At 73.3% G+C, this 22,354-nt stretch carries 18 protein-coding genes and 1 pseudogene; 11 read left to right on the top strand and 8 right to left on the bottom strand.

All coding sequences use genetic code 11. The annotated features are described in order from the left end of the window. Positions 1 to 154 precede the first annotated feature (154 nt). From ABZZ20_RS02245 to ABZZ20_RS02255, 3 genes are all read left to right on the top strand, one after another. The gene (locus ABZZ20_RS02245; RefSeq protein ID WP_356865784.1) at positions 155 to 424 is read left to right on the top strand and encodes a hypothetical protein; all 270 of its coding nucleotides are present in this window, start codon (positions 155 to 157) and stop codon (positions 422 to 424) included. A gap of 313 nt (positions 425 to 737) precedes the next feature. Then, on the top strand, positions 738 to 1,097 hold the full coding sequence (locus ABZZ20_RS02250; protein WP_356865786.1) for a YciI family protein: 360 nt from the start codon (positions 738 to 740) through the stop codon (positions 1,095 to 1,097). Between the two features lie 57 nt (positions 1,098 to 1,154). Next, complete coding sequence (locus ABZZ20_RS02255) at positions 1,155 to 2,375, top strand: RNA polymerase sigma factor (protein WP_356865788.1); 1,221 nt, start codon at positions 1,155 to 1,157, stop codon at positions 2,373 to 2,375. 19 nt (positions 2,376 to 2,394) lie between these two features. On the opposite strand, the gene ABZZ20_RS02260 is transcribed toward ABZZ20_RS02255, so the two are convergent. The 4 genes from ABZZ20_RS02260 to ABZZ20_RS02275 form a co-directional block, all read right to left on the bottom strand. Then, on the bottom strand, positions 2,395 to 3,885 hold the full coding sequence (locus ABZZ20_RS02260) for a condensation domain-containing protein (RefSeq protein WP_356865790.1): 1,491 nt from the start codon (positions 3,883 to 3,885) through the stop codon (positions 2,395 to 2,397). 132 nt (positions 3,886 to 4,017) lie between these two features. Continuing rightward, complete coding sequence (locus tag ABZZ20_RS02265; protein WP_356866139.1) at positions 4,018 to 4,941, bottom strand: ABC transporter ATP-binding protein; 924 nt, start codon at positions 4,939 to 4,941, stop codon at positions 4,018 to 4,020. Positions 4,942 to 4,982: 41 nt separating this feature from the next. Next, entirely contained in the window at positions 4,983 to 7,751 is a 2,769-nt protein-coding gene (locus ABZZ20_RS02270) for a hypothetical protein (RefSeq protein WP_356865791.1), read from the bottom strand. Then, a complete protein-coding gene (locus ABZZ20_RS02275; RefSeq protein ID WP_356865793.1) occupies positions 7,748 to 11,074 on the bottom strand; it encodes an ABC transporter permease in 3,327 nt (1,108 codons plus the stop codon). Before ABZZ20_RS02275 ends, ABZZ20_RS02270 begins: the two co-directional genes overlap by 4 nt. A gap of 169 nt (positions 11,075 to 11,243) precedes the next feature. On the opposite strand from ABZZ20_RS02275, the gene ABZZ20_RS02280 reads away from it, so the two are divergent. Then, the gene (locus ABZZ20_RS02280) at positions 11,244 to 12,017 is read left to right on the top strand and encodes an ABC transporter ATP-binding protein (RefSeq protein WP_356865795.1); all 774 of its coding nucleotides are present in this window, start codon (positions 11,244 to 11,246) and stop codon (positions 12,015 to 12,017) included. Between the two features lie 61 nt (positions 12,018 to 12,078). Here ABZZ20_RS02280 and ABZZ20_RS02285 read toward each other — a convergent pair whose 3' ends face one another. Then, positions 12,079 to 13,422 (bottom strand): ABC transporter permease, encoded by a 1,344-nt coding sequence (locus ABZZ20_RS02285; RefSeq protein WP_356865797.1) that lies wholly within the window; start codon positions 13,420 to 13,422, stop codon positions 12,079 to 12,081. 38 nt (positions 13,423 to 13,460) lie between these two features. Between ABZZ20_RS02285 and ABZZ20_RS02290 the strand changes: the two are divergent. Further along, positions 13,461 to 13,826 (top strand): annotated as a pseudogene (locus ABZZ20_RS02290) (response regulator transcription factor); the annotation flags it as partial. Positions 13,827 to 14,048: 222 nt separating this feature from the next. Here ABZZ20_RS02290 and ABZZ20_RS02295 read toward each other — a convergent pair. After that, positions 14,049 to 14,933 carry a LysR substrate-binding domain-containing protein gene (locus ABZZ20_RS02295; RefSeq protein WP_356865799.1) on the bottom strand — a complete coding sequence of 295 codons (885 nt, stop codon included), beginning with the start codon at positions 14,931 to 14,933 and terminating at the stop codon, positions 14,049 to 14,051. Between the two features lie 71 nt (positions 14,934 to 15,004). Here ABZZ20_RS02295 and ABZZ20_RS02300 point away from each other — a divergent pair, with 71 nt between their 5' ends. Next, positions 15,005 to 15,859 (top strand): NAD-dependent epimerase/dehydratase family protein, encoded by an 855-nt coding sequence (locus ABZZ20_RS02300; protein ID WP_356865801.1) that lies wholly within the window; start codon positions 15,005 to 15,007, stop codon positions 15,857 to 15,859. A gap of 42 nt (positions 15,860 to 15,901) precedes the next feature. On the opposite strand, the gene ABZZ20_RS02305 is transcribed toward ABZZ20_RS02300, so the two are convergent. Next, positions 15,902 to 16,648: a GntR family transcriptional regulator gene (locus ABZZ20_RS02305; RefSeq protein WP_356865803.1), complete on the bottom strand. Its 747-nt coding sequence runs from the start codon at positions 16,646 to 16,648 to the stop codon at positions 15,902 to 15,904. Between the two features lie 283 nt (positions 16,649 to 16,931). On the opposite strand from ABZZ20_RS02305, the gene ABZZ20_RS02310 reads away from it, so the two are divergent. The 5 genes from ABZZ20_RS02310 to ABZZ20_RS02330 are packed head-to-tail and all read left to right on the top strand — an operon-like array spanning position 16,932 to position 21,787. Beyond that, positions 16,932 to 18,095 (top strand): extracellular solute-binding protein, encoded by a 1,164-nt coding sequence (locus tag ABZZ20_RS02310; protein ID WP_356865805.1) that lies wholly within the window; start codon positions 16,932 to 16,934, stop codon positions 18,093 to 18,095. Beyond that, complete coding sequence (locus ABZZ20_RS02315; protein ID WP_356865807.1) at positions 18,095 to 19,000, top strand: ABC transporter permease subunit; 906 nt, start codon at positions 18,095 to 18,097, stop codon at positions 18,998 to 19,000. The genes ABZZ20_RS02310 and ABZZ20_RS02315 overlap by 1 nt, the downstream gene beginning before the upstream one ends. Beyond that, a complete protein-coding gene (locus tag ABZZ20_RS02320; protein WP_356865808.1) occupies positions 18,988 to 19,953 on the top strand; it encodes an ABC transporter permease subunit in 966 nt (321 codons plus the stop codon). Before ABZZ20_RS02315 ends, ABZZ20_RS02320 begins: the two co-directional genes overlap by 13 nt. Positions 19,954 to 19,958: 5 nt before the next feature. Then, positions 19,959 to 21,074, top strand: coding sequence for an ABC transporter ATP-binding protein (locus tag ABZZ20_RS02325; protein ID WP_356865810.1), 1,116 nt, complete (start codon positions 19,959 to 19,961; stop codon positions 21,072 to 21,074). Further along, entirely contained in the window at positions 21,071 to 21,787 is a 717-nt protein-coding gene (locus ABZZ20_RS02330) for an HAD family phosphatase (RefSeq protein WP_356865812.1), read from the top strand. The genes ABZZ20_RS02325 and ABZZ20_RS02330 overlap by 4 nt, the downstream gene beginning before the upstream one ends. A 23-nt stretch (positions 21,788 to 21,810) precedes the next feature. Here ABZZ20_RS02330 and ABZZ20_RS02335 read toward each other — a convergent pair whose 3' ends face one another. Then, positions 21,811 to 22,290: a hypothetical protein gene (locus ABZZ20_RS02335; protein WP_356865814.1), complete on the bottom strand. Its 480-nt coding sequence runs from the start codon at positions 22,288 to 22,290 to the stop codon at positions 21,811 to 21,813. Positions 22,291 to 22,354: the final 64 nt, after the last annotated feature.

Raw genomic sequence — 22,354 nt, forward strand, 5'->3', positions numbered from 1 at the left:
CCGAAGGTCGGCCCCCATCATCGCCGCCCGGCCCCACCGCTCCCGCATCCGCGCCCGGACGCGGAGTCCGTCGCCGGTGTGCCCGCCACCGGCCGGGCGCGACCTCCGGCCGTCGCCGGGTCCGTTGTCAGTGGTGCCTGTGAAGCTGGACGGTATGGACGACAGGATGCTCCGGCGCCGGGTCTACGGCGCCGACCACGACGACCCCGACCCCGGCCCGCGCCCCGGCCACGTCTACGGCGAGCTCGTGGGCGGCCCGTTGGACGGACTCCTCCTGGACGTCACGGGCTGGAGCGCGCCCCAGCTCGCCGAAGAGGCCGGGCTCCCCACGGAAATAGGACGCTACGGAGCCGGCGGTCGCGCCCACTACCGCCGTCGCGCGGCCGACCCCGACCGATGGGACTGGGCGGGCGACAGTCCGTGACTGCGGTGGCGCGGCGTCAGCGGGCCGCGCTCCGGCTCACGTTCCGGGCCCACAGGACCAGCGGGAGCTGGAGCGGAAGCCGGCCGATCGCCCCGGGGTCGGCCGTACGGAACCCGATGGCCCGGGGCCCGCCCGCGGGGAGGCGCGGAGCGCCCGCGTCCACGAGGGGCGGAGTGTCGCTGCACGCCGCATTCCGCCGGGGTTCGGAAGATTCTTTGAAGAAGTTCCGGGGAGCTGTCGATCCGGGCGTCTCCCGTTCGACGTAGGGGTGAGAGGCGGGGAGAGCCCCCGCCCGACCGACCGAGGAGTCACCGTGCCGCGCTTCCTTTCCATGATCCGCATCGACGAGCAGAGCCTTCCCGCAGACACTGACTTCCCGCCGGAGTTCCAGCAGCGCATGGGCGCACTGCTGGAGGAGATCACCAAGGCCGGAGTGATGCTGGACACCGCCGGGCTGCTCCCCACCTCCGAGGGCACCCGGGTCACCTGGTCCGGCGGCAAGCTGAGCTACACCGACGGCCCCTTCACCGAAACCAAGGAGGTCGTCGGCGGCTACGCCATCCTCCAGGCCAAGGACAAGGCCGAGGCGCTGGAGTGGACCAAGCGGTTCCTGGAGATCCACCCCGAGCACTGGACGGTCGGTGCCGAGCTGCGCCAGATCGCCGAGGCCTGACCGCGCCGCGTTTGCCCTGCTCCGTCACGGCTGCTCTGATGGGTGGCCGTGACGGCAGTGAGTACGACCCAGGCGGTCGAAGCGGTGTTCCGCATCGAATCGGCGCGGATCATCGCCGCTGTGGCGCGCATCGTGCGCGACGTCGGCATCGCGGAGGAACTCGCCCAGGACGCACTGGTCGCCGCCCTCGAACAGTGGCCGGAGTCGGGTGTCCCGGACAGGCCGGGCGCCTGGCTCATGGCCACCGCCAAACACCGGGCGATCGACCTCGTGCGCCGCAAGGAAACCTACGCCCGCAAGCTCGCCGAGGTCGGACGGACCCTGGAGGACGTGCCGCCGCCCTCCGAGCCCGCCGGCCCGGACGACATCGACGACGACCTGCTGCGGTTGATCTTCACCGCCTGCCACCCGGTGCTGGCCACCGATGCGAGGATCGCGCTCACCCTGCGCCTGATGGGCGGGCTGACCACCCAGGAGATCGCCCGTGCCTTCCTCGCCACGGAGCCGACCGTCGCCCAGCGCATCGTCCGGGCGAAGCGGGCGCTGGCAGCGGCGGCCGTGCCCTTCGAGGTCCCGTACGGGGCCGACCGCGAGGAGCGGCTCGCCTCCGTCCTCGAAGTGATCTACCTGATCTTCAACGAGGGCTACGCGGCGACCGCCGGCGACGACCTCGTCCGCCCCGCCCTGTGCGAGGACGCCGTGCGGCTGGCCCGGGTACTGGCCGCCCTGATGCCCAAGGAGCCCGAGGCGCACGGACTGGCGGCCCTACTGGAGTTCCAGGCCTCCCGGATCGCCGCCCGTACCGGCCCGGACGGCGAGCCGGTGCTGCTGGCCGACCAGAACCGGGCCAAGTGGAACCGGATGCTGATACGCCGGGGCGCCCTGGCCATGCAGCACGCGGGGAGCGGCCCGTACTCCGTGCAGGCCGCGATCGCGGGTTGCCACGCGGAGGCGCTCCGCTACGAGGACACGGACTGGCCGACGATCGCCACCCTCTACGGGCGGCTCGTGGAACTCGTCCCGTCGCCGGTCGTCGAACTCAACCGGGCGGTCGCGGTCTCGATGGCCGAAGGACCGGAGGCGGCGCTCCCCCTGGTCGACGCCCTCGCCCAGGAACCGGCCCTGCGCGCCTACCACCTGCTGCCGAGCGTACGGGGCGACCTGCTGGAGCGGCTGGGCCGCACGGAGGAGGCCCGGGCCGAGTTCGAACGTGCGGCCTCGCTCACCCACAACGCCCGGGAGCGGGCGCTGCTGCTCGGGCGTGCCGCCCGCGCGTGAACGCGGGCGGTCGGCGCCGTCAGGAGCGAGGGGCCGGCACGGCCGCGTCGACCGGCGCGCCGAGGGGACGACGCGGCGACGCCAACGCGATCGGCCGGCGGAACGCCCCGTGCCGGGCGATCTCCCGGACCGTCCCGCGCAGCGCCTCCTGGAAGTAGTCCATGGTGCGACGCGCGGCGTCCGTGTCCACGTAGATGGAGTTCATGTGCAGGCCGTCGGAGTCCCGCTGGAACCACGAACAGGCGCCGTTGGCACGCGCCGACCACACGTGCGACGTCGGTTGCCACTCCTCGTGCCGGTCGGCGCCCGGGCACTTGCGGATGTCGATGTACGAGAAGAAGTTCACCGGGTACGGCCAGGAGCGGGCGGCGAACTCCACCGGTGCCAGCAGTTCCCAGGCCCGGACGAACGGCACGTCGACATGGCTCATCATCTCGCCGAACCCGGCCCGGACCGCGGCCATGACCTGGGCGAAGTCCCGGCCGGGCGAGGCATCGAACTCGATGGGCATGGTGTTGACGAACCAGCCAACCGAGTTCGCCCACCCGGCCCGGCCGCGCTCGTTGACCGGCATGAACCCCCGGTAGACGCCCGGTCCGCCCGCCTCGCGCAGACAGACCGCGACGGCGGCCAGTACCCCCATGAACGGCTTGCCGTCGACCGCCCGACAGGCCTTCTCGAACACCTCGGCCTCGGCGGCGTCCAGCAGCGGCGAGGCCTCGTTCACGATCGGGTACATCCGGTCCGGCTCCACTCCGAGTTCGAGCGGGAACCGCGGGAAGAACTCGCCGCCGCCCCGCGCGATGAACCGCTTCCAATGGCCGAGGCGCTCGTCCTCGGCGTCGATGGAGAGGTAGCGGCGCCGCTGTTCCTCGGCGAAGTCGAGGTAGCTCGGCGCCGGCGGCAGATCGACCTCCTCGCCGCGGCGCAGGGCCTCGTAGGCGTTCTGCACCTCGTGGACCACGATCGGCATCGACAGGCCGTCGCACACGATGTGGTCGAAGGCCAGGTAGACGGTGGAGGAGTCCTCGCGCAGGACGGCGCCCATCGTGAACAGCGGCCAGGACAGGGTGTCGATGTTCCGCTTGAACCGCTCGGAGAGGAAGCCGCGCAAGGCCTCGGAGGAGTCGAACGTCTCCACGGGCACCGTGTCGAGGACGAGTTGGTCGGCGGTGATGGGTTCGCACGCCAACTCGCCCGCGAGGCGCCGGAACTCGCACCGCAGCACCTCGTGCCGGCGTACGAAGGCCAGCAGGGCATGGGTCAGGGCCTGCTCGTCCATGACACCGGCAACCTCGAAGGTGACCGCGATCCAGGACGCGACGGGGTCGTCGGCGCCGCGGCTCTCCTCGGCGACCGTGAAGTGCTTGTCCTGGTTGAACGAGGCCCTCCTGCCCGCTGCATCGCCCCGGCCGTCGGCGTCTGCCGCCGCCCCGGCCGTGCACCGCAACCGCCACTCGACGACCTGCCCGGGTGCCATGTGGTGCATCTCCAGAGGAAACTGCCGCATTCCGTCGTCCCTTCGCCCCCAGAGTCAACCCCGAGGCCCTAACGACACCCGCCCCGCGGAAGTGACGCCCACCAGTTCGTTCGCCGTTTCCTGGCGTCTCACGGGCCGCAGCACGCGGCACTTCGCTCCGGCTCAGGCCTGCGGGTCCTCCGTGGAGTCGGGGCGCACCTCGATGTGGTCCGGAGCCAGGTCGACCGCGACCCGGTGTTCCATGCCCAATGCCTCCAGGAACTTCTGCGGGAGCTGCACCCGACCGGTCCGGTCCAGCATCACGTACTCGCGCTCGCTCACCGATTCCGCGCCGTGCTCGTCCGTGACGGTGCGGCGCAGCACCTCGCTGCTGGTGCGCCCGTCGCGGATGGCCACCGTACGGCGGACCTCGCCCGCGACGAGCGGGTCGTGCGTCACGATCACCACGGTGGCGCCGAGCTCCCGGTTCACGGTCCGGAAGGCCTCGAAGATCGCAGCGCCGGTCTCGGAGTCGAGTTCGCCGGTGGGCTCGTCCGCGAGGAGGACGGGCGGATTGTTGGCCATTGCCACGGCGATGGCCACGCGCTGCTGTTCGCCACCCGAGAGCTGGGTGGGCCGGCGGTCCGCGAGGTAGCCGATGCCCAGGGTTTCGAGGAGCTCCGCGACGCGGGCGGCATGGCGCTTCGCTGCGCCGCGCCGCGGGCCGCCCCTCAACTGGAGTGGCATCGCGATGTTCTGAGCTGCCGTCAGAAAGGGCAGGAGGTTGCGGGCGGTTTGCTGCCACACGAAGCCCACCGCCTCCCGACGGTAGCGCAGGCTGTCCCGCGGGGACATCTCCAGCAGGTTGTAGCCGCCCACGGTCGCGCTGCCCGCCGTGGGGACGTCCAGACCCGCCAGGATGTTGAGCAGGGTGGACTTTCCGCTGCCGGAGGCGCCGACGAGAGCCACCAGATCCCCTTGGGCGACGGTCAGCTCCAGCCCCTGTAGGGCCTGCACCTCGATGCCGTCGCTGCTGAAGATCCGGACCAGGCGGTCGCAGGTGATGGCCGTGTCCGCCCGGGGGCTCCGGGGCTCGGTGGCGGCCAGGGCCCGCCGGCGCAGCTCTTCGTAGGTCGGCTGGTCGCTGTTCAACGCTGGTCTCCCGCTCTCAACTCGGTGGTGATCTGGCGCCGGCCGGACAGTGCCGCCTCGGCGATCACGGCTGCGGCGACCAGGCCGGCCAGGCTCAGGGCCTGCGTCAGCACGGGCCACGGGGTCAGCCGTACGCCGGTGTGCGCGGGCGAGCCGATCAGCGCGGACAGGTCCACGGCCGGCCCCAGCAGGGCCACGGCGACCGCCGCGACCAGGGCCCCGCCCAGTGCGGCGGCCAGGGCCTGCGGCAGGGCCTCCGTCAGGATCATCGCGATGCCCTGCCGGGGGCGCAGGCCCATGGTCCGCAACCGCGCGAGCAGCGCGGCCCGTTCGGGCGCGGCCCGCACCATGGTGAGCAGGACGGCCAGCAGGGCGAGGCCCGCCGCCCCGGCCACGGACGCCCAGAACAGCCGGCCCGCCGAGCGCTTGAGCGGATCGCTCGCCAGCTGGGCGCTCGTGGCCGCGCTGGTGTGCACTGCCCAGCCCTCGATGGTCGGACCCCGACGTGCCGTCCGGACCAGTGCATCCAGCTCGGCCTCGTCGGGGGTGCCGAGCGCGAACCACCGGTTGGGGCGCGTCGTCTCGACCGCGGACGCCGTGGCCGGGCCGGCCGGCAGTACCACGAAGGCGCCGCCTGCGCCCGGCAGGGCGGGTGTTCCCTCGACGAACCCCGCGGCCTTCAGCGCCAGCGGGGGAGAGTTGCCGATGCGCAACTCGTGCGGGCCGCCCAATCGTTGGAGTTCGGGGCTGAGCAGGGCGGGGGCGGGCGCGCCGGCACCGCCGCCCGCCAGCAGGGCCGGGTCGAACCCGCCCCACCCGACGGCCCGCGCCAGCTTCGCGTACGTCACCGGGTCGGCGACGACCACCTTGACCTTGGTGGACGCCTGAGCGGTGCCGGAGAGGAACCAGGCGTCGTCCGCCCAGACCGGTACGGACAAACGCACCTCGGGCAGCGCCGAGGCGGCCTTGACCAGGGTCTCCGGAAGGTTCTCCCCGTAGGGGGCGATGATCTGCGCGTCGCCGCCCACGTTCACCCGGGCTGCCTGAAACCTCGCACTGTCCACGGTGTCGAGGAGGGCGGCCCCGAAACCTCCCGTGGTGATGGCCAGCAGCAGCGCGACCACCGGAAGGACCGAAGGACGCCGCCGGCCGCCGGTGCCGCGTGCCGCCCGGGCCAGCCCGAGGAAGCCGATCACCCCGGACCGCCGGCCGGCCAGCCAGGCAAGCGCTCCGACGACGGCGGGCACCAGCCGCGCCAGGACCAGCCCGCCGCACAGGGCGAGCAGCAGCGGGGCGGCGACCAGCAGCGGGTCCAGTCCCTCCCCGGCGGGGGCGACCCCGCGCAGGCGGACCTCGTAGACGGCGGCGACGGTCGTGGCGAGCACGAGGAGTTCGCCGACCAGCCTGCGCCGGGGGCGCGCGCCGCGCGGAGCGGACAGCACCACGGCCGCCCGTACGGGGAACGCCAGCAATGCGAGGAGCGTCGCGGCTGCCGCGGCCAGCAGGGTGGCCGTCCACCGCGGGGTCGGCAGCAGCAGTACGGCCAGTGCGGTCGCCAGCGCGGCGGCCGGCACCACGGTGACCGCCCCCTCGCCGAGCAAGCGGAGCAGGAGGGTGCGGCGGGATCCCCCACGGGCGCGCAGCAGGCGCAGCTCGGCCTCCCGCCGGTCTGCGGTGAGCGCACCGGCGAGGCAGAAGACCACGAAGGCTACGCCGGCGACCCCTGCCGGGCCGACGGCGGTGAGCGGCGCGGCAGCCGCCTGTCGGGCCCGCGCCCGGGTGAACAGTGTCGGCAGCGAGGAGCTGATCCGCAGCTGGGGCCGGGCCGTGGCGGTGGACAGGTCGGCCGCGGTCTGCCCGGCCAGGTACCGGGCGATCTCGCCGCTGACGGTGGGCAGTTGATCCGCCCGGAGCGCGTCGACGTCCACCGGGAGCCGCCAGAAGTCCTCGGCGCCCCTGCCCCACGAGGTGAGACGGTCGAGTGCTTCGGGCCCGACGAGGGCGGCGGTCTCCCAATACCTCAGCGGCGGCAGCTTCGGGGTGTAGAGCTGGCAGGCGCGCGTGGGGCAGGGCAGGTCGGTCCAGTAGACGTCCGCCTCGTCGTTCGCGGCGTAGAGGCCGACGACTTCGGCGCTCGTGCTGTCGGGGGAGGAGGTCCGCAACACCATGCCGACCCGGACGCCCAGGGTTTGCGCAGCCTTTTGCGACAGGGCGACCGGGATCGGGCCTTCGGGCGCCGCGGCGCCCGGCCAGCGCCCCTCCACCAGCCGGACGTGTTCTTCGGCTCTGCGCAGGTGCATCAGGTGGAGCATGGGCGGGACGCCCTCGGGACGGGCCAGTTCGGGATTGTCGAGGGCGCGCGGCTTCGTGCTCATGGAGCCGTGCACCGGTCCGCTCGCCGCGATGCGGTAGTCGGGTCCGGTACGGGCGAGCAGAGTGGCCAGCGCGGAGTCCAGGTCCCTCGGGCCGAGGTCCTCCTCCGACACGGGGGAGGCGACGTGCAGGCTCGTGGCGCTCGGGCCGCGGTCGTGCAGGAAGGTGCGCAGGGCCTGGTCGGCGCCCCGGTCCAGGGCGCGCGGCAGGGCTGCGGCCAGCAGGACGGTGACGAAGGCGAGTGCGGCGGCCAGCAGCGCGGTCAGGGGTGCCGCGCGCAGCCGGGTGCGCACCCAGGGTGCCGGACGGGTGGCTCCGGGCGCGGCGCCGGGACGGGGACCCGGCGGGGAAGCGGGCGCCGTGTCCGCGGCCGGCGTGGCCGGGCTGGTCATATCTCCTCCAGGTACCGCAGCCGGGCGGCCACATCTCGATCGCGTCGACCGCCGAGCACGGCGGAGAGCAGGGGTACCGCGGCGATCGCGGCGGCCAGCAGCAAGGTCTGGCCGCCCGGCAGATCCACCAGCGCCGGCGGCAGCGGGCGCCGGCCGGCGGAGGTCAGCACCATCAGCGGCACCACCAGGTGCACGACGGCGGCGCCCAGCCCGACACCGACCGTGGTGCCGAGGCCGACCAGGACGAAGCTTTCGGCAGCCGCCGTGCGCGCCAGGCTGCGTCGGGGCGCACCGAGCGCCGACAGCACGGCGAACTCCCGCTTCCGTTCCCGCGCCGCCGCTGCGGCCGAGGCGGCGAATCCGATCGCCGCCAGGACCGTACAGGCCACGGCGAGGGCGGCCAGCGCGCTCTGCGGGCCCGCGCTCAGCGGATCGTCGAGTAGTTCGGCGGCCACTTCCTCGCGCAGCTGTACGTCCTGCCGGTTGGTGCCGGCGCGCAGTTCGGCGGCAGCCCGTGCGGGGAGCGGGTCGCCGGCGGACGCTGCCGGGAGCCACCACTCGGTGGGCGGGGGCAGCTCGCGCCCGTCGTCCGCGGCGAGCTTGCGGCCCAGGGCGTCCAGATCGACGGCCAGTGCGGTGTCCCCGGCCACGGGCAGCGAGTGCACGGCGGCGGTCACCCGCACCCGGACGGTCGCGCCGCCGAGCTCGACGGGGATCGTGTCGCCCACCTTCGCGCCGACCGCGGAGAGGTAGCCCGGCGTGGCGATGCCCGCGATCGCGTCGGGCGCCGCCGGTACGCCGGCGGGGGCCAGCGCGACGGTGACGCCGCGCGTGGCCTCGTACGCGCCGTGGTACTGCATCCGCAGCAGCTCCGAGCCGTCGGTCGAGCCGGGTACCAGGGTGCCGGCGCTGGCCTTGGCGGGCGGGGTCGACAGCTTCCAGCCGGCGGTCGCGGCCGTGGGGACCGGAACGGCCGGGCCGTTCCCGCTGTCCGAAACGGAGATCCGACGGACACTCAACTCGCCCGCGACCGACTCGACTTGGCCGAGGGTTTCCTGGGCGACGTACCGGACCACCATGGCGGTGAGGCTCAGCGGTCCGGCGGGAGACCCGAGCGGGGCACCGCTCAGCGTGGCGAGGGGAACGGAGAGGGTGGCCGGTCCGTCGGAGGGGATCCGGACCATCGGCGTCCGGTAGGTGAGACCGAACCGGTCGCGCAGCAGCAGGGAGAGGCTGGGGCTCCCGGTCGCCCCCTGTGCGCGCAGCGCCACGTCGATGTCGATCCGCAGCGGCTTTCCGGGCAGTTCGATGCCGCCCGCGCTGGCGGTGCCCGAGCCGGTGGTGCCCGCGGCCGCGGGGCGGTTCCCGGGCGCCGGGTCCGCGCCGGGGGCGAGAGGGGCGAACAGCTCCCGCATCGGGCGGCCGTCACGCAAGTCGGCCCGCATCGGCACGCGTTCGGCCACTCCCGCGGCGTCCAGCGCGAGCAGCTGCGCAGGGGTTCCGCCCACTAGCTCCTGCTGGTTGCGGATCACCGGGATGACCCGGTCGCCCCCGGGCAGCGCCGTGTACCGGCCGCCCTGGCCCATGGCGACCAGATCGGTGCCGGAGATGCGCAGTCCGCCCGCGGTGGTGAAGTCGGCCCGGTCACGCTGTGACGCCGACCAGGAGGTCTGTTGGCCGAGGGCCAGGACACCACTGGATACGGCCAGGACGAGGAGCAGCACCGGCCCGGTGGCCCGGCCGGGCCGCCGGGCGAGCTGCCAGCCGACCAGTGCCGGGCCGAGGCCGCGCCCGCGGGTCACCATCCGCCCGCCCAGCCGGGTGCCGACGAGCGGCATCAGCCGCAGCACGAGCAGGGTGCCGGCGCACAGTGCGAGGCTCGGCGCGGCGACCAGTACCGGGTCGACACCGAGCGGGTCCGGGGCGCCGGCGGCCCCGGACCCGGCCGCCGTGTTCCCGGAGTCGTGGTACCGCGACAGCTGCTGGTACGCGAGGACGGCGAGCGCGACCAGCGCGAGGTCCGCGCCGGAGCGGGTAGCGCGCGCGGCCAGCACCCTCCGTGCGCGCGTGCGGCGCAGGGCCGCGGCCGTGGCACCGCGCAGTACGGCGGGCAGCGTGGTCAGCAGGACGCAGACCAGGGCGCAACCGGCTGCGGCCGGCCACAGCAGCCAGGACCGGGAGGTGTCCAGCGGCACCCGGGACAGCGGTCCGAAACCGGCGAGCAGGCGTAGCAGCGGAGGGGTGAGCAGGGGCGGAAGTACGACGGCGGGCAGCGCGAGCAGGATCGCTTCCGCGGCCGTGAGCGCTCCGAGGCGGCGCCGGGACGCCCCACGGGCGGCGAGCAGCACGTGCTCGGTTTCCTGGCGGGCCGTCAGGAGGTGGGAGACGAGCAGCAGTGCGGCTGCGGCCAGGACGGCGAGTTGTAGTGCGCCGACCAGCAGGATGGACCGGGCTACGCGCAGCCCGGACTCCAGTTCGTCGAGTAGTTGGGGCAGTTCGGTCTTGGCGTTGAGCCCCGCGGAGTTGCGCAGGGTGTCCGCGGCACCGGTGGTGCGGGCGCGGATCGCCCTGACCTCGGAGACCCGGGCGGTGGCGAAGTCGGCGGTGACGAGGGAGTCGCGGCTGTTCTGCACCAGCCCGCCGGCTCCGAAGACGGTGTCGTCCACGAGCAGCGGTCCGTACGTGGCGAAGCTGGCGAGCTGGAACTCCCGTCCGCCGAGCGGGTCGAGCCGCCAGTACGCCGCATCGGCGTCGGCCGCCCGGTACACGCCCGTGATCGTCACGGTGAGCGGGGCGCCCCCGAACCGGTCGTCGAGGCGCAGTTCGGCGGGGAGAGCACCCTGCGTCAGCCCGAGCCGGGTCAGGGCGGCCTGCGGAACGGCCACCTGTACCCGTCCCCCCGGAGCGGCCACCGGCTCGGGCCACTGCCCGGCGAGCAGCCGTACGCGGTCCCGGGCGAAGGCGGCGAGCACCGTCAGGTCGGCATCCCGGCCGGGGGCGGCCGAGCCCGGCAGCCCGTACGAGCGGCTGCGCGCCGCGCTCTCGACGGTGACCGGCAGCCGGCCGAACACCTCGGCCACGTAGGTCCGTACGGCCTCGTCGTCCTTGCCCCGCGCTGCCGTAGGGTGCTCGCCGGTGACCAGGACGGTGGCCCGGGCGGCCTGCCCCGACCCCTGGAGCGCGCGGCGCAGTCCGGCCTCGCCCACGCCGCGGTTGAACGCGAGCAGTGCGGTCAGCACGGTCGTGGTGATCAGTACGGTCAGCAGCACGGCGGCGGCGAGCGGCAGGCGCCCCCGTAACCGGCGCACGACGAAGCCGAGCATGTGCCGTTTTCCTCCCCCATCCGGACCTCTGGTACCGGATAACGGACGATGCTGTCAGATTCGTATGCGCATCGGAAGGGACTTGCGCTACTGATGCGACAGATGAGCAAATTCGAAACGGCGGAGTTCAGACGGTGTCCGCCCGGCCGATCCAGGGGGAGACCCGACCATGACGCAGCATCAGACCGGCGCCGCCGCACCCATGGTGGTGGTGAACGACCTCCGCCGCAGCTTCGGCAGCGGCCCCCGAGCCGTACACGCGCTGCGCGGAGTGTCGTTCGAGGTTCGCCGCGGCGAACTCACCGCGCTCAAGGGCCGGTCCGGCTCCGGCAAGACCACCGTGCTGAACCTGGTCGGCGGCCTCGACACGCCGACGGGCGGCACGATCTCCCTCGACGGGACCGATCTCGCCGGGCTGGACGAGGCCGGACTGCTCGCGCTGCGCCGCGACCGGATCGGTTTCGTGTTCCAGTCCTTCGGGCTGATCCCGATCCTGACCGCCGTCGAGAACGTCGGCATTCCGATGCGGATGCGAAAGGTCCCGGCCAAGCAGCGCGAGGAGCGGGCCCGCACTCTGCTCGCCCTGGTCGGCCTGGCCGAACACATGGAACAGCGCCCCGGCGAACTCTCCGGCGGTCAGCAGCAGCGGGTCGCCGTCGCCCGCGCCCTGGCCAACGAGCCCGACCTGATCATCGCGGACGAGCCGACCGGCCAGCTCGACTCCGAGACCGGCCGCTCGATCATGCAGCTGCTGCGCGCGGTGGTGCGCAGCGAGGGCGTCACCGTCCTGGTGGCCACGCACGACCAGGCCCTGATCGAACTCGCCGATCGCGTGGTGGAGTTGCGCGACGGCCGGATCGTCGAGGAGAACGAGGGGCGGCCCGGCGCCGGTGCCCGGGCCGGCGCGGGCACGGGGCCGGGGCCGGCGGACGCGAGCGCCTGACCAGGCCCGGTGCTGCGCCCGCCGGTGGACGCGGGCGCGCGGTCACTCCGGCCGGTCCGGGCTACTCGGTGTGCAGTACCGTCGCGATCGTCATCCGGGCCGCCGAACGGGCCGGAACCAGCGCACCCAGGACGGCGATCACCACGCCGGCGAGCAGCAGGGCCACCAACTGGGGTGGCTGCCAGACGTCCTTCATGGACTCCGGGAAGGCGATCACGCCGACGTGGTCCACCACCAGGCGGTGTGCGAGGACGCCGAGCGGTATCCCGAGCAGCCCCCCCACCGCGCCCAGGCCCGCCACCGAGGTCACCGTCATCAGCACGACCTGCCGCGGGGTCATCCCGATCGACTTGAGCATTCCCAGGTCGCGACGGCGCTCCCTGGCGTTCAGGAGCACGGTGTTGAAGACACCGAGTGCCGCGACGACCGTCAGGAGCACCGTGAACACGGAGGAGAACCCGACGACGGTGACCGTGGCGGTCTTCGAAGAGTCCGGCACCGACGCGCGCAGGCCGGGGTCGATCGCCTCGACGGCGGTGGCGTACGCCTCGGCATCGGAGCCGGGGGCCAGCCGCACCCTGTACTCGGTGGCGCCGGTACCCGGGGCGAGCTGTGCCAGGGTGTCCCAAGATGCCTCCAGAGCACGGGCATCGCCCTCGACGAGCTGCCCGACGACGGTCGTGGTGGCCCGCCTGCCGCCGAGCACCAGGACGACCCGGTCGCCGACCTTCAGCCCGCGCTCGGTGAGGAAGGCCGGCCCAGCCACGATCTCGCCCGCCACTCGCGGCATCCGACCCTTGAAGAGCCGGTCGGCGTACGGGGCGCTCTCCCCGCGGTAGAAGTCGGCGAAGGCGGGCTGGCTCTGCCCGACCAAGGTCACTTGGGAGAGCGCGCGGGCCCGTACGGACCGCGCGCCGGGAAGGGCGCGCAGCCGCTCCTCGATCTGCGCGTCGCTCAGCTCCGGCCGGGGCAGCTCGTTGCCCGGCGCACCCGCCTGGACCTGGATCACCGGGCCCCCGTCCCCGCGACCGAGGTTGCCGTACGCGACCATCGTGCTCGTCAGGCCGGTCGTCAGGGTCACCGTGGTGACGCCCAGGACGATGACGGCCAGGGTCAGCAGGGTGCGGGCGGGTCGTGCGAACGGTTGGCCCAGGCCCAGGGTGACCGGGCGCGGCAACCGGGTGCCACCGAGGATGCGCTGCACGCGCAGCCCGCGCCCGGCCCGCGGGGCACCGCCCGCGCTGATCGCCCGGGCGGCCGGCAGCCGGTGGGCCCGCAGGGCGGGGACCAGGCCCGCGAGCAGGACGAGGACGGGCGTGCCGAGCAGGCAGACGGCCGACACCCAGCCGGCGACGGAGTCGACGGAGGCTCGACCGGTCTCGATGCCGGAGAAGGCGATCCGCAAGATCGGCCCGGCCAGTGCGTTGCCGAGCAGGGTGCCGAGTGCGCAAGGACGTCACCCCCGAACACCTCGCGGCTGCCGTGCGCCTCGTGGGTACCGGTGACGCCCTGCTCGCCCCGTCGATCACCCGTCGCCTGGTGGAACGCTGCGCCGCCACGGCGGACCACGACACGGTCCCGATGGCGGCCCACCGTGACCTGGCCGCCCTCACCCCGCGCGAGCGGGAGGTGCTGACCCTGCTGGGCCGGGGCCGCTCCAATGCCGAACTGGCACGGGACCTCACCCTCAGCGAAGCCACCGTGAAGACCCATGTGGCTCGGATCTTCGCCAAACTGTCCCTGCGCGACCGTGCCCAGGCCGTGGTCCTCGCCTACGAGACGGGCCTCGTCACCCCGGGCTCCGGGTGAAGGGGACTGGCGGCCCGACCAGCGGGCAACCGGCGATCCGGAGCGGTCGTCCGGAACGGGGGCGCCCCGACTTCCCGTGCACCCTCGCCCTCACCCCTTCGTGAGGAATTGCACCATCACGCCGACCGGCAGTGAGGGGCTGCCGCCTGCGCGACCGCGCACCGTCGAGCAGCTCGGCCGGCAGCGCCGGGTTGGCCGCGAGGCCGCAGAACAGGTGCCGGTTCACTCGGCCACCGCCTCGGCCAGGGCTTCGGTGAGGGCCCCGGTGTACGGGTGGGGACGCCGTCGGCGCGCGGTGACCACCCCGATGTGCCGGGCGGGGCGCGGCGGTTCGATCCGTACCACCGCGAGCGAGGCCGCCGGGGCCAGGGACACGTGCGGGACCAGCGAAACGCCGACGCCCGCTGCGACGAGGGTCTGCGCGAAGAAGTAGTCGGTGGTGGCCGCCGCCACCCGGAGGGCGAAGCCCGCCCGGTCGGCGTACCGGCGCAGGAAGGCCTCCGTCTTGAGGCAGCCGAGCACCCAGCGTTCGGCGGCGAGTTCGGCGAGGTCGAGCGAGGCGCGGCCGGCGAGGCGGTGGTCGTGGGGCAGGACCAGCCAGAGCGGATCGTCCATCAACGGTGTCCAGTCGACTCCGGTCCGCGGCGGCAGCGGTCCGTCGAAGTGGTAGGTCAGAGCGAGGTCGGCCGCGCCGCTGCGCACCATCGGCAGCGCGTCCTCGGGTTCGGCCTCCCGTACCGTCAGCTCGACGTCGGGGTGCGCGGTCACGAACCGTGCCAGCGCCGCCGGCAGCAAGTGCCGTCCGCCGCTGGTGAAGGTGGCCACCGTCAGCCGAGGCTGCTCCGACGTCAGCCGGTCGATCGCGTGGCGCACCTGGTCCAGCTCGGCGGAGATCGTCTCCGCCGCCTCCACCAGCAACCGCCCCGGCTCGGTCAGGGTGACCCCGCGCGTGCTGCGCACCGCCACCGGGTGGCCGAGGCTCCGCTCCAGCGAGGCGATGTGCTGGGAGACGGCCGAAGGGGTCAGGAGCAGGGCCCCGGCCGCCTTGTTGAAGCTGCCGTGCTCGGCCACGGCCCGCAGGACGCGCAACCGCTGCACATCGATCATCAGTTTTCCTTCATACCCGTTCAGTAGGTCATCCGTTCTCCTGGGGACGGTAGCGCGGCACAGTCGAGTCCATGCAGAAGATCCTCGTCATCGGCGGAAGCCGGTACTTCGGAAAGCACCTGGTCACCCTCCTGCGCGACGCGGGGGAGGAGGTCACCGTCCTCAACCGCGGCAGCGCCGCTCCGCCGCCCGGCGTCGCCCACCTCGCCGCCGACCGCGACGACGGACGGCAGCTGCTCGCCGCCCTGGGGCCGCGCACCTTCGACGTCGTCATCGACCAGGTGTGCTACACGCCCGCGCAGGCTTCCGTCGCCCGCCGGGTCTTCGCCGGCCGGACCGCACGGTACGTGATGACCTCCACGATGGAGGTGTACGACCCCGCGCCGCCCACCCCCGAGGCCCTCGCCTACGCCGAGGGCAAGCGGCGGGCCGAGGCCGTGTTCCTCGGCGAACCGGAAGGCGGCCCGGAGGCCTTCGGCTTCGCCGCCGTACGCACGGCGCACGTCCTCGGCGGCGGTCGGGAGGAGTTCACCGGACGCCTCGCGCACTACGTCGAGCGGATCGCCGCCGGAGCGCCGGTGGAGGTGCACGAAGCTCCGCACGCCACCTCCTTCATCCACCACCGGGAGATCGCGCGGTTCCTGCAGTGGGCGGCGGGACAGACCTTCACCGGCGCGGTGGACGTCGCCTCCCACGGGGCCTTGGACGTCCTCGGACTGTGCGAGTCGGTGGCCGAGCAGGTCGGCCGGCCCGCTCGCTACCGGGTGGTCGAAAACGGAGCCCCCGCCTCGCCGTTCTCCTTCGACCGCGCCTACGCCCTGGACAACAGCCGGGCCTCCGGTCTGGGGTTCGACTTCGGTCGGGTCGCGGACTGGTTGCCCGGGGCGATCGCCGAAGAGGTCGGGCAACCGATGAGCGATGACTGACGAGCAATGCCCGACGGGCGATGACCGATGACCGATGACCGCTCACCGGTCTCCCGTACGGCGCTCCAGGGGTGCGGCTACCGCCGAGTTGTTCACACTGAAGGTGACGCTTCCGGCGCGGTAGCGGTCGTCGGACCATTCGATCGGGCGGCCGGTGGCGGTCGCGGACACGTGCCGCTGGCGCAGGAGCGGGCTCCCGCGGCGCACCTCCAGCAGCCGGGCGTCCTCGCTGCCGGCCGGGAGGGCGTCGATGAGGTGCTCGCCGTAGTGGGCGACGATGCCGGAGTCGTTCGCGAGGCCGTCCATCACCGAGCGGCAGTCGTCCGGCATCGCCTCGACGGCGGCTGCGACCCAGTCCGCGTAGGCGGTCCGTTCCACCATGGTGGGTTCCCCGTCGAGGAGGCGCAGCCGCAGAACGGCCAGGACCGCGGTGCCCGGCGAGAGCGCGAGGCGGTCCGCCTCCTCCGCGGTGGCCGGCCGGCGGGTGCGGGAGAGGAAGCGGCTGGAGACCTCCTGGCCGAGTCCCTCGGCCCATTGGGCGAAGCTGTTCAGTTCGCCGAAGCTGTGGCGGCGTTCGTGGCGCAGAACGATCCTCCGCGCGCCCTGCCGGGAACCGATCAGCCCTTCCGCGGCGAGCGTGGCCACCGCCTGTCGGACGGTCCCGCGCGAGGCGGACCAGCGGGTTGCCAGATCGCTCTCCGAGGGCAGTTGGGCGCCCACCGCGTACTCGCCGGAGAGGATCGCCGTGCGCAGTGCCTCGGCGATCTCCAGATACCGGACCGTGCCCATGTCCTGCTCCCCCTTGTCGCCGACTGCGTCACCCCTGGCCCCGAAGCCCGTCGGCCGTCGTCGATCCTGTCGTCGATGTGTCGAACGTGTCCGCCAGCCTAGGCGTTGAAGATCATTCCAACCGCTGTTGTCACGGCTGCTTTCGGTCATTCTCGTCTCTTCGTCGAGTCGTGCCCCGTGGTCCAGCCGCCGTTCACCGTCCGTACAGTGAGGCCGGGCGAACTGGAGTCAACTTGTTCAGACAAGTAGACCCCCGCTCAGGTTCCTGTCTCCGGGAGAGACCGTGCTCAGTTCCTCCGCCCGCCGTGGTGCGGCCGTACTCCTCAGCGCCGCCGTCCTCACCACGCTCAGCGCGTGTGGCGCCGCTCCTGACCAGGCCGCCGGCGCGGCTGCCGACGGCAAGGCCAAGGTCCAGCCGGGCGCTGCCGCCTCCGTCGCCGACCTCGGCGGCATGGACGCGCTCGTCGCGGCCGCCCAGAAGGAGGGTCAGCTCAACGTCATCGCGCTGCCGCCGGACTGGGCGAACTACGGCGAGATCATCAAGGCCTTCGAAGCCAAGTACAAGATCAAGGTCAACAGCGAGAACCCGGACGCCTCCAGCTCCGACGAGATCGCCGCCGTGAAGTCCCGCAAGGGACAGAAGCGCGCCCCCGACGTCATGGACCTCGGCATCGCCTTCGCGCGCAGCGGCGCCGGCGAGAACCTGTTCGCCCCGTACAAGGTCACCGCCTGGGACAAGATCCCGGACGCCCAGAAGGACGCCGACGGCCGCTGGTACAACGACTACGGCGGCTACGTCTCCATCGGCTGCGACGCGGCCCGGATCCCGAACTGCCCGCAGACCTTCGCCGACCTGCTGAAGCCCGAGTACAAGGGCAAGGTCGCCCTCAACGGCAACCCGACCAAGTCCGGTTCGGCCTTCGGCGGCGTCTACGCGGCCGCCCTCGCCAACAAGGGCTCCTTCGCCGACATCCAGCCCGGCATCGACTTCTTCGGGCAGCTGCGCAAGAGCGGCAACTTCATCCCGGTCGAGTCCACCCCGGCCACCGTGGAGAAGGGCGAAACGCCCATCTCCATCGACTGGGACTACCTGAACGCCGGCTACGCCGAGCAGTTCAAGGGCAAGGGCGTCGACTGGAAGGTCGCCGTCCCCAGTGACGGCGTCTACGCCCAGTTCTACTCGCAGGCGATCAACAAGGAGGCCCCCAACCCGGCCGCCGCCCGCCTGTGGATGGAGTTCCTCTACAGTGCCGAAGGGCAGAACCTCTGGCTGAAGGGCCATGCCCGCCCGGTCCTGCTCCCCGTCATGACCCAGGACAGCACCGTCGACAAGGACGCCGCCGCCAAGCTCCCCCAGACCCAGGGCACCCCGACCTTCCCCGCCTCCGCGGAGCTGGACAAGGCCAAGGCCACCCTCGCCGAGAAGTGGGACAAGGCCCTCTCCTGATGTCCGACTCCACCACCTCCCACCCGGAGGGGACCGCCGGCGGCAGCACCAGCCGCCGCCGGCGGCGCGGCCCGCGCACCTGGCTCGCCACCCTCCCGCTCCTCGTCTTCACCGGGCTCTGCTTCGGCGTCCCGCTCGGCGCCATCGCTTTCGGCGCCGTCACCCGTACCGATCCGGCCGGCGGTGCCACCCGGCTGACCGGCGAGCACCTCGCGCGCTCGCTCCAGGGCCCCTACCTCGGCTCGCTCGTCGGCAGCGTCCAGCTCTCCGGACTCACCGCGCTGATCGGCGGGGTGCTCGGAGTCCTGATCGCCCAGGCCGTGGTCACCTCCCGCTCCCGAGCCCTGCGCAACGTGACGTTGACCGCCTCGGGCGTCCTCGCCAACTTCGGTGGCGTTCCGCTCGCGTTCGCGTTCATCGCCACCGTCGGCATCTCCGGAGTCGTCACCCAGCTGGCCGATCTCGGCGGCCTCGGGTGGAGCCTGTACTCCTTCACCGGGCTGTCCGTGGTCTACCTGTACTTCCTGATCCCGCTGATGGTCCTCGTGATCGTGCCGGCGTTGGACGGACTGCGCCCGCAGTGGCGAGAGGCCGCACGGAACAACGGGGCCACCGCGTGGCAGTTCTGGCGCCACATCGGACTTCCCGTGCTCGCGCCCTCCCTGCTCGGCGGGTTCGTGCTGCTCTTCGGCACCGCCTTCGCCGCGCACGCCACGGCCGCGGCCCTCGTCGGTGGATCGGTTCCGCTGGTCACCCTCAAGATCGCCGACGCACTGTCCGGTAACGTGCTGACCGGGCAGGAGAACGTGGCGCTCGCCCTCGGCCTCGACATGATCCTGATCGCCGGCCTCGTCATGGCGGTCTACCTGCCCCTCCAGCGACGGAGCGCCCGATGGCTGCGATGACCCCGACACCCGCGTCGACCGCCCCGGACACCTCTGACCCCGCCCCGGACACCGGGGCGGCCCCGGCCGGGGCCACCGTGCAGGGCCGGGCGACCCCGCCGGTCCAGCGTCCCCGCCCCCGTGTCTGGCGCGGAGCCGTACTCCTGCTGGCGGGCGCGTACTTCCTGGTCCCGCTCCTCGCCTCCTTCGTCTTCACCGTGCACGTGCCCGGCCAGGGCGTCAGCTTGGCGGCGTACACCGAGCTGCTCGCCGCCGACGGGTTCACCGAGAGCCTGTTGCTCTCCCTCGGGCTGGCCGCCGCGACCATCGTCCTCTCCCTGCTGCTCGCGGTGCCCGCGCTGGTCGCCGTGCGGATCGGCTCGCCCCGGCTGCGCCCGGTGGTCGAGGTGATGTGCATGCTGCCGCTCGTCGTTCCGCCGATCGCGCTGGTCACCGGTATCACCACGGTGCTGCGCTGGGGCCCCGATTACCTGTCGCGGACCCCGCTCTACCAAACCTTCCTGGCCGTGCAGGACGAACGGTTCCCGGTCGTCCTGGTGCTCGCCTACACCGTTCTGGCGCTGCCCTTCGTCTACCGTTCGCTCGATGCCGGCCTGCGCGCCGTCGACGTCCCGACGCTGGTCGAAGCCGCGCGCAGCTGCGGAGCGAGCTGGCGGTACGTGGTGCTGCGCGTGCTGCTGCCCAACCTGCGGGCCTCGCTCGCCGGAGCCGCCTTCCTCACCCTGGCCCTGGTGCTCGGCGAGTTCACCATCGCCTCCCTCCTGGGTTTCAGGCCCTTCGCCGTGTGGATCGTCTCGATCTCAGGAGCCCACGCCCGGATGTCGGTGGCCGTCTCCGTCCTCAGCCTCCTGATCACCTGGCTTCTGCTGCTCCTCCTCTCGCGGGCCGGGACCAGTCCCGCCGCGGTGTCCTCCGCCCCCAGCACGTCCCCCACCTCCCGCAAGGAGTCCTGACCGACATGTCCACCACCCTTCCCGCGGCCCGGACGCCCGAGAAGCCCGAGAAGCTCGCGGACGGTGCGACCCCGACCGGCGCCCGCGTCGAGTTCCGCGGACTGCGAAGGGCGTTCGGCTCGACCGTCGCCCTCGACGGACTCGACCTGACCATCGAACCGGGCGAACTCGTCGCCCTGCTCGGCCCGTCGGGCTGCGGAAAGACCACGGCCCTGCGCGTGGTCGCGGGCTTCGAGCAGCCCGACTCCGGTGAGGTCCTGGTCGACGGCGAGGACATCACCCGCGTGCCGGCCAACCGCCGCGACGCGGGGATGGTCTTCCAGTCGTACAGCCTCTTCCCGAACCTCAACGCCCGCGACAACGTCGCCTTCGGCCTGCGCGTGCGCAAGGTCGGGGCGGCGCAGCGCCGCGAGCGGGCCGCCGAACTCCTCGACCTGGTGGGCCTGCCGGACCACGGCGACCGCTACCCGCACCAGATGTCCGGCGGCCAGCAGCAGCGCGTCGCCCTCGCCCGCGCGCTCGCCCTGCGCCCGCGCGTCCTGCTCCTCGACGAGCCGCTGTCGGCACTGGACGCCAAGGTACGGGCCAGCCTGCGCGACGAGATCCGCCGGCTCCAGCTCTCCCTCGGCATCACCACCGTGTTCGTCACGCACGACCAGGAGGAGGCACTGTCGATGGCCGACCGGGTCGCCGTCCTGAACGCCGGCCGGCTGGAACAGTGCGCGCCGCCGGCCGAGCTCTACGAGCGTCCCGCGACCCCGTTCGTCGCCGAGTTCGTCGGCACCATGAACCGGCTGCCCGGACGGCTCACCGACTCGGGCCTGGTGGAGGTGGCGGGCACCCGGCTGCCCGTCGACGGGTCGGTACCGGAGGCGACGCGGGAGGTGGAGGTACTGGTCCGGCCCGAGAACGTCACGGCGACCGCCGACCCCGAGGGCACGGCCACGGTGGTCTCCGCCTCCTTCTTCGGCGCGGTGACCCGGCTCCACCTGGACCTGCCCGACGGCACCTCGGTCAAGGCGGACCTGTCCTCCCGCGATGCGGGAGAGTTGGCGCCGGGTGCACGGGCCGCCGTCGGACTGGCCGAGCGGCCGGTGCTCGTCGTGGCCCGGTCCGCGTGAGCGGGCTCGCCGCCGTCCTGTTCGACATGGACGGCACCCTGGTCGACACCGAGGTGCTGTGGTGGCGCACCACCGAGCAGGTCGCGGAGGGCCTCGGCCACGAGCTGACGGCCGCCGACGCACCCGAGGTCGTCGGCCGGGCCGTGGCGGACACCGCCGCCCACCTCGTGCGGGTCTCGGGCAGGGCAGACCCGCACGAGGTGGCGGCAGCCCTGACCGCGGACTTCTTCCGCCGGGTGGAGGCCGGGGCGCCGATGCGGCCCGGCGCCCAGCGGCTGCTGACCGCACTGGAGGCACAGGGCGTCCCGTTCGCCCTGGTCAGTGCCTCGCCACGGCTGGTCGTCGACTCGGTGGTCGGCGGCTCGCTCGCCCACGTCCCGTTCGCGTTCACCCTGTCCGCGGACGACACGGCCCGCACCAAGCCGCACCCGGACCCCTACCGGACGGCCGCGGCGCGCCTCGGTGCCGCCGCGCAGGACTGCGTGGCCGTGGAGGATTCTCCTGACGGCGCGGCCTCGGCGGAGGCGGCCGGCTGCGGGGTGCTGGTGGTCCCGTCGCTGCTGCCCGTCCCCACTTCGCCCGTACGCACCTTCGCGCAGTCCCTGGACGAAGTCACCGCGGAGGTACTGCGGGGATGCCTGGCGGGCGTGCCGCGGCAGGCCCGCCAAGCCCCTTGGACCTCGCAGGCATCCTGCCCCCCTCACGCACCCTGATCTCCGCAGGCACCCTGGCCCCCTCAGGCGTCCAGGCCGAGGAGCTCCACGATGCCGCCCACATAGGCCGCCGACACGGAACCCGTGGCGGCGGCCGCCGCACGGCGCAGTTGCGGCAGGCCGGCCCGGACGAACGCCGCGCACTGCCCGTACAGCCCGGCCTCGTACGAAGACCCGTCGTCCTCGGAGCCGAGCAGGGACAGCAGCGTCCACAGCAGGGCCTCGCGGGTGGCGAGCCGGGGCGGCCCCGCGGACCACACGGCCATCAGCACCCCGCACACCGCAGGGGCGGGCGGGTACAGGCGCGCCGACAGGAAGGCGTGGCCCTCCAGGGCGCGGAAGGCTGCCGGATGTCCCTCGGCTGCCGCCCACAGGGTGTCCACGAGATGCCCTGCGGTGCGGCCGCAGCCGCACGTGATGGACTCCCAGTCGTGCCGGGCGATGTCCGCCCCCACCGCGTCGGGCACCAAGGGGCTGCTGCGCGGCTTGTCCGTCCCTCTCATGCGAGAAGTATGGGGATCAGCCACCGGCCTGACCAGGGGGTTCCGCCTGTCGGAACGAGCTGGT

The organism is Streptomyces sp. NPDC006430 (assembly GCF_040612395.1).
GTDB lineage: Bacteria > Actinomycetota > Actinomycetes > Streptomycetales > Streptomycetaceae > Streptomyces.